Source organism: Streptomyces sp. NPDC001292 (genome assembly GCF_042896465.1).
Taxonomy (GTDB): domain Bacteria; phylum Actinomycetota; class Actinomycetes; order Streptomycetales; family Streptomycetaceae; genus Streptomyces.
This window is the reverse complement of sequence record NZ_JBIAXG010000049.1, coordinates 17,739-30,967: the sequence shown is the minus strand read 5'-3', so window position 1 is coordinate 30,967 and position 13,229 is coordinate 17,739. Positions and strand designations below refer to the sequence as shown.

Sequence of the window (13,229 nt, the reverse complement as noted above, 5' to 3'; positions counted from 1 at the left end):
CGGCCCCCGTCCCCCGCGGGGTCCGGCGACACCCCACCCGATATCCCTCAACCCAGCCGCGAAAGAGACACCCGTGACCCCGCGCATGACGACCAGCGCACCGATCACCCCCCTGACCCCGACCCAGCAGCGCGTCGCCCAGCACCTCGTGGACGGCCTCAGCCCTCAAGAGATCGCCACGAGGACCGGGCTGTCGGCCGTGACCGTCCGCCAGTACGTACGCGACATCCGGGAGAGCCTCCACTGCCCGCCCCGCTGCAAGCCCCCGGTGATCGTGCACTTCCTGTGCAACGCCCGGCAGGTCGCTCCGCCCACAACGGACAGGCCAATCCCGGAACTCAGTCCAGAGCAGCAACTGTTGCTGCGGGCGGTCGCTGAGCACAGCAATCCCAGCGACATTGCTGCCATAGCCAAGATCGCGCCCGCCGACGTCCGAGCCGCACATGACGAACTGCTCGACAAGACCGGGGCGGCCAACACCACCCAACTTGTCGTCTGGGCCCACGCGTGGGGCCTGCTGGGCACCAGGCGGGCCACCACGATGGAGAGCGGAGCGAGCCAGTGAATGCCTCACCCGCTTCTGCGGCCATCGAGTCCTCCCCCGCGCCTCGAAGCCAATGCGCGACAGGGTTACCGGCCGTGTACGAGATGCGGTCGTTGCGCACCGACGCCGAACGGGACGAGGCCGCGGCCCTCGTCCAGGACCGTCAGCACTGGCTCGCCATGCCCGGCGTGCCGACCCCCGCCCGGTCCGATATCCCGGCCCTGTTCCGCGCCCCGCAGGTGAAGCCGGCCGGACTGTTCGAGGACGGGCTGCTTCTGGCCTGCATGATCCCGCAACGCGGGCCCGACCTCGGATGGGGCGAAGGCCCGTGCCTCTTCCTGGACTGCGTCCACACCCTGCCCGGTCACTCCGATGACACCGTCCGGCTGATCACTCTGTGGGCCTCCGACTTCGCCGCCCGGCTCGAGGTACCGCTTGTGCGGGCAGAGGCCATGGCCCGCCATCCTCTCGACGTCGATCCGATCGCCACATTCCTTCGTCGGCTCACCGACATGGGCTGGGACGTCCGTGGATCGGGCACCGGACAGCACCATGACCGAGTCGCGCGTCTCGAACTCACCGCCGAGCTTCGGCCTGGGCTGAGCGCGCTCATCGGCTGCCAGGTTCACGAGCCGCAGTCCGCCGCCGACCAGCGGAGTATCGCGTGAGGACCGCGGAACCGCTGCGGCCGGACCTCGCCCGCGAACTCATCGCCCGCGCCGCACAGTCGGCAGCACGCCGGGCCAGACGCGTACGCAACCAGCTCGACGCCGTCCACCTCGGCCAGGACCGTCACGCTGAGCACGCCGACACCAAAGTGCTGCGCCGCATCCTGGCCGAACATGACTGGCCCGGCCACCGTCTCGTGGGCCCCGACGCAGCACGTGCCGCCTGGAGCATCGCTCTTCACGCCGACGACGAACCCGACTTCCAGCGGGCGGCCACCACCCTTTTGAAACGTGCGGTCCAGGACGGCGATGCGCGCATCCAGCACTGGGCCCACCTTCACGACCGCGCCCTGGTCAACAGCGGGCGACCCCAAGAGTTCGGGACGCAACTCGTCCTCAGCGCAGCAGGGGTGGAGCTGTGCCCACTGCGTATGCCGCAGTTGCTGGACCAGCGAAGGGCCGCCGTCGGACTGCCGCCGATCGCCGTCGCTTTGGACACTGTGCGCCGCCGGTACGCCCTGGATCGCATTGACGGCGGCTCACCGGCCGTCGTGCTAGCGGGGGTCGCATGACGCAGCGAGCCCCGCAGGCTTCCACAGACCCGCCTTCGCCCCAGATCACTTTGCGTGAAAGGACCGTTAAAGCATGAAGCTCACCACCGCCGTCCTCGCTGCCGGCGCCGCAGTTTCCCTCGCCACCGTCGTGGTCGGAGCCGCCCGGCTGGGGCAGGACGCGCGGCACCAGGCCGAACGAAATGAGGCGACCGTCGCGCGCAACCAACTCGACTGGCTGACGCAGATGTCCGCCAACCCTGACCTCGCCAAGCTCTGGACGCCCGAGGACCTGGATGTCGAGGAGTACATGCAGCTGCTGAAGGCCAACCAGCTCCTCTGCATGCTCAGTCTGCGCGACCGCCTCGGCTTCGTCCGGGACGGGCGTCTGCCGTTCTACGCCTCGAAGCTGATGGAGAGGGACGTCTGCCGGCGGTACTGGGCCCGTTTCGGGGGCCTCCGCGCTCAGGAGGCCGAGGGCGACGAGCGCGCCGAGCACTTCACCAAGGTGCTGGACAAGGCCGCGAAGAACCACCTGGGGGCACAGCCCGTAGCCGCCTGAAGAGGCGGCTGCCCCACCCCGCCCGAATCAGCCACACCCTCACCTCTCGGAGAAATCGAATGGGCTTCACTGCTGTTCCACTACCGCCCGGCAATTTCACCATCGGTAAGAAGTTCGCCTTCGAGGCTGGCCATCGGCTTCCCCGGCTGCCGCATGAGCACAAGTGCTCCCGCCAGCACGGGCACAGCTACGAGGTTGAGGTCATCCTCACTGCATCCGCGCTGGGGGATCCCGGCTTTGTCACGGACTTCGGTGCGCTCGCCCCGTTCAAGTCGTTCCTGGACACCGAGCTCGACCACCACAACCTGCACGAGATCCTGCCCTTCGAGCCCACCTCGGAGCGCCTGGCCCAGTTCCTGGCCGGCTGGTTCGTTCAGAACCTCCAGTCGGAGATCCCCGGCCGCCTTGTCGCCGTCCTAGTCCGCGAGACCGCAAGCAGCTGGGCCCGCTTCGATGTGGTGGGCCAATGACCACAACCAAGCCGCTCAACCTCGAACCGGAAGCTGCCGAAGGCGAATCCCTGATCGTCGCGGAGTGCTTCGGTACCGAGGTGCCGACGTTTCAGGGCGAGGGCCCAAGCTGCGGACACCCGGCCCTGTTCATCCGCCTGTCCCGGTGCAACCTCACTTGCACGAGATGCGACACGAAGTACACCTGGGACTGGTCTCGTTTCGACCCGCACGAGGAGTCGACGAGGCAATCCGTCGCGGGCCTGGTGGCCTGGGCCACGTCCTCACCGGTCGAGCTGGTCGTGATCACCGGCGGCGAGCCGTTGATCCAGCAGGCGCGACTGGTGCCTCTCGTCCGGGGACTGATAGCAGCCGGCAAGCGGATCGAGTTCGAGACGAACGGCACCATCGCGCCCACTCCCGAGCTGGTGGCCGACGGGGTCCGGTTCAACGTCTCGCCCAAGCTTGCCAGCTTCGGCGTGAAGGAGACCAAGAGCATCGTGCCAGCCGCGCTGGAGGCGTTTGTGGCCTCCGGGCGGGCGGCGTTCAAGTTCGTCGCTTCCACGGTGGACGACCTCGACCGGATCGCCGAGCTGGCCGACGCCCACCGGCTCGCGCCGGTGTGGGTGATGCCGGAGGGCACCACCCCCGAGGTGATCACCGCGACTACCCGGGTCCTCGCGGACGGGGTCGCGGCCCGGCACTGGCACTTCACCACCCGTCTTCACGTGTTGGCCTTCGCGGACGCCCGAGGCCGCTGACCGCACGCGACTCCACGCCCCATCCGTTCCCCAGTCCCCGGAAACGAGAGACGCCCATGACGACCTCTATCGCCAGCCCTGCGGCGGCGCCGACGGCTGCCGTCGCCGGGCCCACTGCGGTCATCGACACCGGCCGGGTCGCCGGCCTGATCCACCAGCTCTTGGTCGAGCTGGGCGAGAACCCCGCCCGCGAGGGGCTGACCGGCACCCCGGACCGCGTCGCGGCCTGGTGGAGAGCCTTCCTGTCCCCGGACGGCGCCGAAACGGCCACCTGCTTCACCGAGTCCCAGCTGGGTGGTCAGCTGGTCATCGTGGGCGGCATGAGCGTGTGGTCGCTCTGCGAGCACCACATGCTGCCCATGAACTTGCAGGTCACGGCTGGATACGTGCCGGATGGCGAGGTGGTGGGCCTGTCGAAGTTCGGGCGGATCGCCCAGCACTTCGCCGGCCGACTACAGGTCCAGGAACGCTTCACCCGCCAGGTCGCCGAATACCTCAACGGCGTGATCGGACACGAGAACATCGCCGTCGCCGTGCGCGGCGTGCACCTGTGCATGAGCATGCGGGGCGTACGGATGGAGGAGGCTCGCACCACCACGGTGCACTCGGGCGGGCGCTTCGGCACCGACCCCGTCCTTTCCCAGCAGTTCCTCACCCTCACCACCGGCCTGTGGGGGGCGTCGTGATCACCACCGCGGGCATCGACTTCTCCGTCATCGCTCCGCCTGCCTACCTGAAGAACTTCGTCGCCCAGGAGCCGGCCCGCGTCCACCACGTGGCCGCCCAGCACGTGCTGTCCGACGAGAGCTACCGGGCCTTCTTCGCTCACGAGGCCGAGCGCGGCGCCGAGATCATCATCGACAACGGGCTCTTCGACCTCGGCTACGCCCTGCCGGCGGAAAGCCTCGTCGAAGCCGCGCTGGCGGTGTCCGCGAGGGAGATCATCCTGCCGGACGTCATGCGGGACGGGACCGCGACCTTGAAGGCGAGCGAGAAGGCCGCGCGAGAGATCCGGAAGCTGTCCGGCGACGCATTCCGGCTGTGCGCGGTCCTGCACGCCGCGGACGACGACGAGTGGCTGCGCACCTACGACGCCTTCGTGACCAGCGGCTGGGCCGGGGCCATCGCCCTGCCGGCCTCGCGTCGACCGGATCCCGACGAGCAACTGTGCCGCACCCGCTGGTTGGCGACCGCCTACCTGCAGGATCGCGGCCTGGTCGACGATCTGCTCATCTACCGGCTGCTCGGTCTGGGCCGGACCGGGCACCTGGAGCTGATCGAGCAGCGCGAGCACGAGTGGATCTCCTCCGTGGACGGCGCAGCTCCGGTCATCCTCGGCGCGATGGGCGTCGCCCTGCTGCCCGAAGGGCCATACGAGAAGCCCTCCACGCCCCGCATCGAGAAGCTCGGCCCAATCCCCGAAGACCGGTTCGACCTCATCCGGAAGAACATCTCCGTCGTTCGCGCGGCGGCCGGCAGCACCGTGACGATCGCCGAGGAGCACCGATGACGCCCTTACTCGCCGACCCGACCCCCGGACTCCTGCGCGCCGCTCCGATCGAGCCGGCCGGGCACACTATGACCCACGCGAGGCTGCTGCGCTACCTGGAGATCAAGGTCCACCACCTCATCCAGGACCAGGACTGGGACAGCATCCGCGTCATCGGCGGCTACGACCGCACGGCGGTGATCTCCCGGTACGAGAAGACCGGGAAGCTGTTCAACATCGAACGGCCCACCGCAGAGATCCACGGCCGTGACCTCATCGTCAAGGCGTTCCCCGGAGCCGACTACGTCCAGCACTACGCCCTGATCATCGCCACGTATCTGGCCATGACCGGCCGCCCCGTCGGCACCGTCACCTATCAGCCGCCCGAGCAGGAGGAGTGCCGAACGGCGCTCGACGCGCTCGACCTGGAACTGGACGGCGACCTGGTGATCGTCGGCTGGGGCCTTCAGTACCTCGCTCCCGAGAACGGAGTGTGGACCCGCGGACCCGGCTACGCCTGGCAGCGCCTCGACGTCGCCGGCCGTCGCGTGGTCTACCTCGGGTTCCTCCACAGCATCTGGGGAGACGTGGCCGGACGGGTCGTCACGCGCCTTGCCGAACTCGGCGCAGGCGACGTCGTCTACGTCGGCAAGGTCGGCTCGCTGACCCCTGGCGTCGAACCGAACGCCTGGCTGGCGACCGGCAACACCAGCCTGGTACGCGGGGCGATGGTGAGCTGGGACGACTTCTTCGGCGACTACGCCGCCGCCCACGATGGGGTGCGCAGCGGCCTGCACGTGTCCTCCCCGTCGATCCTGCTGGAGAACCGCGACTGGCTGGCCCAGCACACCGCCTCGTACGCCTTCGTCGACCCGGAGATCGGCCCCATGGGGGCGGCGGCGCGCCAGGCGGGGATCAGATTCGGTTACCTCCACGTCATTTCCAACAACCTCGCCACGCACTATCCCGCCGACCTGTCCAATGAGCGTCACAGCGACGTCCTGCGCCAGCGCGCCGTCCTGGTGGACCGCATCCGCACCATCATCACCGGCCGCCTGACCGCCAGCCCGACCCACCCCCTGGGAGAATCCCGATGACGGCGAACGCGCCGACCACCACCGCAGCCGGGAAGCTGATCACCTTCGTCGGTGGTGACGGGGCCGGCAAGTCCACCCTCGCCGCCCGCCTGCACCAGGCCCTCAACGACGCCGGCCACACGGCAGTCCTCATCGGCAAGCACAGCACCGACGTCCGCCGGGACCCGGAGCTGTCCGCCTACCTCGACCGCCTCAACGAGCTGGTCTACCGGCGCGACGTCGGCGTCGCCCAGGCATGCGGCGACCACTACTGGCTGCTTGCCCTGGCCTCCTGGTACACCCTGCAGGACCGGCTCGTCATCCAGCCGGCCCTCGCCGCGGGAACCCACGTGATCCTCGACAACGCGCACCACAAGATCCTCGCTCGGTACGCGGTCAACCCCGAGGTCTCCCCCCGCCTGTGCGAGCAGGTCTTCGCGCATCTCACAAAGCCGGACCTGGTGTTCTTCCTGAACATCGGTGCCCGCGAGGCTCTCGTCCGCAAAGGCTCGTTCACTTCCCTGGAGGCCGGCCACGCCGGCGGCGGTGACGAGGACTTCATCCGCTACCAGGACACCGTCCTGGACCAGATGCGCGAACAGGCGGAGCGCGGCGCCTGGCTGACGCTGGACGTCGCCCAGTTGGACCGCGAGCAGGTCTTCAAGGCTGCCGCCGCTGCCCTGGCCGACCGTCTGCGTCTGACCGTCTAAACCGGCCCTCCCTCCCCGATCGACAAGGAACGCACCATGGACCAGGCCCTGCCCGCCAGCGGGACATACGTCTGTCACGGCATCACCTGGGCGAGCGCAGACCCCCGTCTTCTGCTCGCCCCCGTGACCGGCGGACCACTCGTCTACGCCCCGGTCATGGGCAGGCGCCTGAGTTACCAGGTGAGCGGTACCGGCCGGTGGTGCACCGGCCGGTACCGGTTCGCCGACCGCGTCCGCGTCGAGGCGGTCGCCTGCCCTGACCGGGCCCCGGCCGAGGCCGGCGGACAGTGCCCGGCCTGCGCCGGGCGGGACGACTTCCGCTTCGCCCACCGGTTCCACTCCGGCGGGCATGTTCCCGACGCCCTGGCGGCGTACATGGCCCAGCCGCACTGGCTGTACCTGGCGACGTTCGCCGACGGCACCACCAAGATCGGCACCGCGGCCGAACCCCGTAAGCGCTCCCGCCTCGACGAACAGGGTGCCCTGATCGCTACCTACCTCGCCCGGAGTGCTGACGGCCGCGCCGTGCGGTTCCTGGAGGATGCCCTCACCCGCCACCTCGGCCTGACACAGACCGTGCGGGCCGCGGCCAAGCTGACGGCCCTGGCCGAGCTGCGCGACCTCGCCCCGGCCGGTGCCGCCCACCATCAGCACCTCGACCGCGCCACCGCGGCCCTGAGCGGCCTGAACGTCCCGGCCACACCGGAGCCGTGGACGCCGCCCGGCGAAGGCGAACTGCTGCGGACGCCGAAGACCGGGCGCGCCTTGTACCCGCACGACCCACGCTCCGGTGAGCACGGGCTGACGGTGCTCTCCTGCCTCGGCTCCCAGGTCCTCGCCACCCTCGACGGCGACGGTGAACAACTGCCCTACCTGCTCGACCTCGGCACCCTCAAGGGCCGGCGCATCGTCCTCGGCGCACAGTTCTCCTCACCGCCCGCCACCGTACAGTCCGCGCTCTTTTGACCCTGCCCGAACACCCGGCCTGCACTGCCGGGCCGCTCTGAGAAGCGAGGCCACAGCAACATGGCACCCCAGGACGCCATCCTCGGCTGGGACGAGGACAGCAACGCCGAGGCGTACGACGCCTTCACCCGCGCCCACCCCATGTACGACGCGACCAGCCGCGACCTTGCCCGCCGAGGCCATCTGGCCAACGCCAGCCTGGTGGTCGACCTGTGCGGCGGCGCCGGCGCGACCGCCCGCGCGATCCTCGACCTGATCCCGGCCCGCGCTCGGGTCGTCTCCGTCGACAACGCCGCCGCAATGCAGCGTGTCGGTCGCCGCACCCTGACCGACGCCCGCCTGACCTGGATCACCTCCCCGGCCGAACGGCTCGCCGACCACCTGCACGCCAGCAGCGCCGACGCCGTAGTGTGCAACTCCGCGATCTGGAAGACCGACACCGCCGCAGTGTTCGCAGCCGTCGCCCACATCCTGCGCCCAGGCGGGCACTTCGTCTTCAACATCGGCGGCGGCTTCGCCGGCGTCCGGCACCCCGACGAACTGTCAACCCGCACCGGGCCTTCCCTAAACGCCCTCATCCGCCAAGTCGCCGCTGAGACCCACGGATACACCCCACCGCCGCGCGACGCGGACAGGCCACCGAAGCTGCCGCTGAAAACAGTCACCGAGCAGCTGACCGCAGCCGGACTGACGGTCGTCGGCACAGAGCTCACCGCCCAGCACAGCACCATGGCCGAGAAGAAGGCGTGGCTGTCCATCCCCGTCTTCGCGCGGCCCGAAGGCGACTTCACCCACGCCCAGCGGATGCAGATCCTCGACACCGCCTACGCCATGACCACCCCCGATGCCCCGGCCGTGACGAGCTGGCTCGTCGTCGTCGCCCAACGGCCGAAGGCCGCCGCATGACTCCGGCCGCCCCGGCTCCCGGCGGCGGGGCCCGCCTCTGTGACCACGCAAGCGTCGGGGTACTGATCTCCTCCCCGAGCGGCCTGCTGGTGTTCGAGCGGGCGACTCCTCCGGCCGGAATCGCCCCGGTCGCCGGCCACGTCGACGAGCATGGCGGCCCCGAGCAGGCCGCCCGCGACGAAGTCACCGAAGAGGTCGGTCTCACCGTCACCCACCTGCACCTGCTGCTGAACCAGTGGCGCCCCAACCACTGCCACCGCACGCCCAACGGTCCGGTCGGCCACCACTGGTGGATCTTCCAGGCCGAGGTTTCCGGGTCGCTGTGCCCCTCGCCCCGGGAGGTCCGCGCCCCTCGGTGGATCCACCCAGCCCAGCTGCAGCAGCACGCGCTGCGGACCGCCGCGCACGCCAACGGATGCCTGGACCGTGAGGAGTTCGAACGCGAACCCGGCCTGGAGCCGGTGTGGTGCCGCTTCCTGCACGACCTTGAGCTCGTCACCCTGCCCTCGGCCGACCTCGACCGGATCGAGGCCCTCCTGTGAACGGCGGCCAGGGACCTACCTCAGCAGGAGCCGACCGCCCGGCCGGCTGCCAGACGGCGAGCGTGCGCACGGATCCGCTCGCGGTCCTCGGGGAAGACACTGTCCCAGCCTGTGTCCAGACGGAACCATGCCGCCGGCTGGTTCTGCTCCCCGGCGAGCGGCACGTCGCGTCCCACGATCGCGGCGTAGGACAGGCCCAGGGTCGGAGACCAGTCGGCCCGGTAGGAACGCACCGCCACGGCCGCGGGCTCGGGCAGCAACTCGGTGCGCAGGCCGGTCTCCTCCAGCAGCTCTCGTGCCGCCGCCGCACGCGGCGCCTCGCCCGGCTCCACCTTGCCGCCCGGCGGCACCCATCCGCGCACGCGGTGCTTGACCAGCAGGACGTGCTCGAAAGCAGGGTCGGTGACCCACACCTCGGCCGCCAGCGGCTCCATGGGATGCCGGCGGGCTTCCTCCAGCCAGGCCCGTGCACCGTCGAACTCCCATGCGGCGAGGCGGGCATCCGCAACAGCCTCGCCCAAGATCATCTGACCAACTTCACCATGACTCACCCGCCCCACCCTAGGCCGACGAACCGGCCGGACGTCGCAGCGACGAGCAGGCAGCCATACGGGGAGGTCCGGCCGACCCGGTGGCCCCTTCGGGCTGCAGGGCGATCACCCGTGGCACCCGCTTCACACGAAGGAGACCAGCGTGCACGATGAGCAGCCCTCGTACCGGGGAGCCTGGGTCGTCCTCGGCGGCGTCCGCCTCCTCAACCGCACCGCGCCACGGCGACCAGACGAGCCGATCGTGCTCGTACGGGTGCCACCGCAGGAGGTATGCCGGCCGGCCACCACCGTGATCGTCCGCTGGAACGCGCTGGGGCCCTGCCCGGCCGAAGCGCTGCAGCCCGGCGGCACCCGGCTCGGGGCGGCCAGGATCGACGGCGGCGAACTGTTCCCCGACGCCATCGCCGGTCGCGCCCTGCGCGGCCTGGTCGGTACCGAGGACACCCCCGGCCTGGTGCCGCTGTGCTACCTGGCTGAACATCCCGGCGGCGGCTACCACGCGTACGCGCAGATCCGCTTCCATCCCGAGGACGCCTGCTTCGTCCGCACCACCCGGGAACCAGTCGGCCACGGCCCGGTCGAGGAACTGCGCTGGTTCGACCCCGTGCTGACGGCGCACGCAGAGTCGAGCACGGCGCTCAACAACCATCTGCGGTACTTCCGCAAGCACTTCTCCGGCACCGAGCTGGAGTTCAAGTACACCCTTGCCCCGGCACCGGACATCTGGTCCGCGTCCATGGAACTGCTCAAGGCACTGCGCGACGGCAAGCTGGAAGGCTGCCGTCCGGAGTACCGGGAAGAGTTCCAGATCCACCACACCGAGAACCATCTGTTCGACGTCACCGGCCCCGAGCCCGAGATCGGCTACGCCTCCTTCATCCCCACCGTCACCGCCGGGCACGTGCTCAAACGAAAGTGGTTCACCGAGGACGCCTTCGCCCGCCGCGAGGAACTCACCCCTGGCCTCGACATCACCCCCGACCGCTTCGAGACGTTCCTGCGCGAAGACCTGAACCTCCAGGTCCGGGCCATGCCGCCCTTCCAGCGCGTCCGTTACGACATCCAGTGCGAGTCGCTGCGCACCGGACACGTCTACGGCATCTTCCTCGACCGCTGCGCCCTCCTGGCGGCCCCCGACGTGGTGCTCTCCCAGTGCGAGCTGGAGTACCTCCGCTCACGCAGCATCCTCGACCACCACCAGGACGAGATCCTCATCGAGATGAAGCGGATCGACAGCTGGCTCTGCGAGTACCTCGCCAGTCACGGTTGGACCGCCGAGCACACCTTCTACTCCAAGCGCAGCTTCCTTCGCGACGCCATCGCCCTCCGCCCGGACCTCGCCACGCCATGACTGATCAAGCGCCCCCCGGCAATCCCCCGCAGGAGGTAGCGCAACCCACATGAGTGATCGAACACTGCATCACAGCCCGCCCCAACCGACCGCACAAGGAGAGAGCCCTGTATTCGAAATCAGGTTCTAGATTTCGCCCCCCTCCACCCGTTACGGCTACAGCAGGCCCGCCGTTACCCGATCACCTGTCCGCATCTCGCCCCGAGGAGTCCCCATGCATCCCGTACGCCGCCCTGGACTCGTTCATCCTGCGTTCGAAAATGCCGCTACCTCCTCGGGCGCCAGCCTTCGCCTCACCTCCGGTCGCGCAGCTCTGCTCGCCGACAGGTCACGACCGGATACGAGGTACCTGGCATGACGCAGCCCACACCTCTCTCGTCCTCCGTCCTCACCCATAGCTTTCGGCACGGCGGTGCCCTCGTGACCAACGGTCGGCACACCGTAGAACGCCTGGTACAGGAGGGCCGCCCGTGAGCGACTCGCCTCACCATCTGATCGCCGACGTGGCACAGGTCCTGCTCCGTACGAACGGCGCCGCCCTGTGCGTACGCCGCGCACTGGACGCCGCCCTCGCACCGGGACAGCTCACTGTCGTGGGCGGCCACCTCGAAGTCGGCGAACCACTCGACCATGCTGCGCGACGCGATGCCATGGAGGAGGTGGGGGTCCATATCACTGCTGAGCAGCAGGAGTTCTGCGGGCTAATCCACCACCACGACTCCGACGGTGGCCTGGACCGGATCACCGCCGTGTTCCTGGCGCAGTCCTGGACGGGTGAGCCGTACAACGCCGAGCCACACAAGCACGAAGGGCTCTTCTGGGTGCCGATGGAACGACCGTCGCCGGACTGTCACCCCTACACCGCCACCATCTTCCACATGCTCACCCACGGCCCGTCCTACCGGGCCATCAACTGGCCTGCGGGAGGCGCCCGGTGAAGAGATTCTTCGGCCCGGTCACGATGGCCGATCCGCAGGTCTCCGACGCCGAACACGAGCTGTTCGGCGGCCCCCTGCGACCCACGGCAGCCACCCGGGAGCATGACGTGAACCCCCGCACCCTCGACCACACCGACACCCTCGAACTACCCGTCACCGGCGACGGTCCGTTCAACGCCCTGCACACCTTCTGGAAGCCGTCCCACTACGCCACCGGCCTGGAAGCCCACACCGAGTCCTGCAGCTGGCGTACCTTCCGAGTCGGCGACCTCGTGGTCGGAGTCCGGCTGCATGCCGAGGACCGCACCGTGATCGCCGACATCTACACCGCCGATGACTCCAAGCCCGCCGACCGCGAGGAGCTGACGCGCCGGCTCATCTCTTCATACGGGTTGGACGAAGACCAGGCGGCGTTCGCGGAACTCGCGTCCCATGTGCCCGCAATGCGCGAGGCACTCGCAGCCCTGGGCGGGATGCGGCAGTCGTGCCCGGAGGACCACTTCGAGATCGCCGTGATCGCCCTGCTGCTGCAGAACGTCACCATCCGCCGCACCGCCCAGATGACCCGCAATTTGCTGGCCCACTACGGCCATCTCGTCCACTTCGACGGGATCACGCTGCGGGCCTGGTTCACCCCAGACGAGATCGCCCACGTTCCGCCCGAGACGCTGAAGGAACGGGACCGGCTGGGCTTTCGCGCCAAAAGCCTTCCGCACTACGCGGCCTACTTCCGCGACCACAGCGCCGAGGACCTCAAGGCTGCCGGAAACCTGATAGAGGCCGTCCAGGAAATCAAAGGAGTGGGCCCCTACACCGCCGCGGTAATTGCCTCCCACGCTTCCCGCGACCCTGCCGCTTTCGGCATCGACGTGTGGAACCGCAAGATCCTTGCGCGCCGCCTCCTCGACGCTGACGACGCCGCGCCGGAGACCGTGATGACCCGCCTCAACGAACTGTTCCCCGGCTACGCCGGCACCGCCGGCCTCTACCTCGTCGAGCACGAGTACCTGACCAATCCCATCGCCCCGCTCCTGCGTTCCGGCCCCGACGCCCTCACCGCATGGAACGCGGCCCTGGAGCAGACCGGAACCTGACCCGCCCCAGGTCGAGAGCAGCGGACGCCACCGCCGCCGCTGCTCCTCGTTGCCATGCCCGCACCGCGCCT

At 69.4% G+C, this 13,229-nt stretch carries 17 protein-coding genes; 16 read left to right on the top strand and 1 reads right to left on the bottom strand.

The window, feature by feature from the left end; genetic code table 11:
• Positions 1-73: 73 nt before the first annotated feature.
• The 13 genes from ACFY4A_RS35255 (at position 74) to ACFY4A_RS35195 (ending at position 9,224) form a co-directional block, all read left to right on the top strand.
• Entirely contained in the window at positions 74-565 is a 492-nt protein-coding gene (locus tag ACFY4A_RS35255) for a LuxR C-terminal-related transcriptional regulator (RefSeq protein WP_390833385.1), read from the top strand.
• Positions 566-639: 74 nt separating this feature from the next.
• On the top strand, positions 640-1,212 hold the full coding sequence (locus ACFY4A_RS35250) for a hypothetical protein (protein ID WP_390833384.1): 573 nt from the start codon (positions 640-642) through the stop codon (positions 1,210-1,212).
• Positions 1,209-1,784, top strand: a complete 576-nt coding sequence (locus ACFY4A_RS35245; protein WP_359223443.1) for a DUF6624 domain-containing protein — start codon at positions 1,209-1,211, stop codon at positions 1,782-1,784. The genes ACFY4A_RS35250 and ACFY4A_RS35245 overlap by 4 nt, the downstream gene beginning before the upstream one ends.
• Positions 1,785-1,857: 73 nt before the next feature.
• On the top strand, positions 1,858-2,325 hold the full coding sequence (locus tag ACFY4A_RS35240; protein WP_390833383.1) for a DUF6082 family protein: 468 nt from the start codon (positions 1,858-1,860) through the stop codon (positions 2,323-2,325).
• A gap of 59 nt (positions 2,326-2,384) precedes the next feature.
• The gene (locus tag ACFY4A_RS35235; RefSeq protein ID WP_390833382.1) at positions 2,385-2,795 is read left to right on the top strand and encodes a 6-pyruvoyl tetrahydropterin synthase family protein; all 411 of its coding nucleotides are present in this window, start codon (positions 2,385-2,387) and stop codon (positions 2,793-2,795) included.
• On the top strand, positions 2,792-3,535 hold the full coding sequence (locus tag ACFY4A_RS35230) for a 7-carboxy-7-deazaguanine synthase QueE (protein ID WP_285557734.1): 744 nt from the start codon (positions 2,792-2,794) through the stop codon (positions 3,533-3,535). Before ACFY4A_RS35235 ends, ACFY4A_RS35230 begins: the two co-directional genes overlap by 4 nt.
• 56 nt (positions 3,536-3,591) lie before the next feature.
• A complete protein-coding gene (gene folE, locus ACFY4A_RS35225; RefSeq protein ID WP_181802182.1) occupies positions 3,592-4,221 on the top strand; it encodes a GTP cyclohydrolase I in 630 nt (209 codons plus the stop codon).
• On the top strand, positions 4,218-5,045 hold the full coding sequence (locus tag ACFY4A_RS35220; protein WP_189902691.1) for a hypothetical protein: 828 nt from the start codon (positions 4,218-4,220) through the stop codon (positions 5,043-5,045). The genes folE and ACFY4A_RS35220 overlap by 4 nt, the downstream gene beginning before the upstream one ends.
• The gene (locus ACFY4A_RS35215; protein WP_222995842.1) at positions 5,042-6,121 is read left to right on the top strand and encodes a hypothetical protein; all 1,080 of its coding nucleotides are present in this window, start codon (positions 5,042-5,044) and stop codon (positions 6,119-6,121) included. The genes ACFY4A_RS35220 and ACFY4A_RS35215 overlap by 4 nt, the downstream gene beginning before the upstream one ends.
• On the top strand, positions 6,118-6,810 hold the full coding sequence (locus ACFY4A_RS35210) for an AAA family ATPase (protein ID WP_222995841.1): 693 nt from the start codon (positions 6,118-6,120) through the stop codon (positions 6,808-6,810). The genes ACFY4A_RS35215 and ACFY4A_RS35210 overlap by 4 nt, the downstream gene beginning before the upstream one ends.
• 36 nt (positions 6,811-6,846) lie before the next feature.
• Positions 6,847-7,776: a DUF2797 domain-containing protein gene (locus ACFY4A_RS35205; protein ID WP_390833381.1), complete on the top strand. Its 930-nt coding sequence runs from the start codon at positions 6,847-6,849 to the stop codon at positions 7,774-7,776.
• Positions 7,777-7,836: 60 nt separating this feature from the next.
• Positions 7,837-8,682, top strand: coding sequence for a class I SAM-dependent methyltransferase (locus tag ACFY4A_RS35200; protein WP_222995839.1), 846 nt, complete (start codon positions 7,837-7,839; stop codon positions 8,680-8,682).
• Positions 8,679-9,224, top strand: a complete 546-nt coding sequence (locus ACFY4A_RS35195) for an NUDIX hydrolase (RefSeq protein WP_390833380.1) — start codon at positions 8,679-8,681, stop codon at positions 9,222-9,224. The genes ACFY4A_RS35200 and ACFY4A_RS35195 overlap by 4 nt, the downstream gene beginning before the upstream one ends.
• Positions 9,225-9,244: 20 nt before the next feature.
• Here ACFY4A_RS35195 and ACFY4A_RS35190 read toward each other — a convergent pair whose 3' ends face one another.
• On the bottom strand, positions 9,245-9,751 hold the full coding sequence (locus ACFY4A_RS35190; RefSeq protein WP_176945002.1) for an NUDIX domain-containing protein: 507 nt from the start codon (positions 9,749-9,751) through the stop codon (positions 9,245-9,247).
• Positions 9,752-9,917: 166 nt separating this feature from the next.
• Between ACFY4A_RS35190 and ACFY4A_RS35185 the strand changes: the two genes are divergently transcribed.
• The 3 genes from ACFY4A_RS35185 to ACFY4A_RS35175 all read left to right on the top strand — a co-directional run bounded on the left by ACFY4A_RS35185 (position 9,918) and on the right by ACFY4A_RS35175 (position 13,158).
• Positions 9,918-11,126, top strand: coding sequence for a hypothetical protein (locus ACFY4A_RS35185; RefSeq protein WP_390833379.1), 1,209 nt, complete (start codon positions 9,918-9,920; stop codon positions 11,124-11,126).
• 470 nt (positions 11,127-11,596) lie between these two features.
• Entirely contained in the window at positions 11,597-12,064 is a 468-nt protein-coding gene (locus ACFY4A_RS35180; protein WP_390833378.1) for an NUDIX domain-containing protein, read from the top strand.
• Complete coding sequence (locus ACFY4A_RS35175; RefSeq protein ID WP_390833377.1) at positions 12,061-13,158, top strand: DNA-3-methyladenine glycosylase family protein; 1,098 nt, start codon at positions 12,061-12,063, stop codon at positions 13,156-13,158. Before ACFY4A_RS35180 ends, ACFY4A_RS35175 begins: the two co-directional genes overlap by 4 nt.
• Positions 13,159-13,229: the final 71 nt, after the last annotated feature.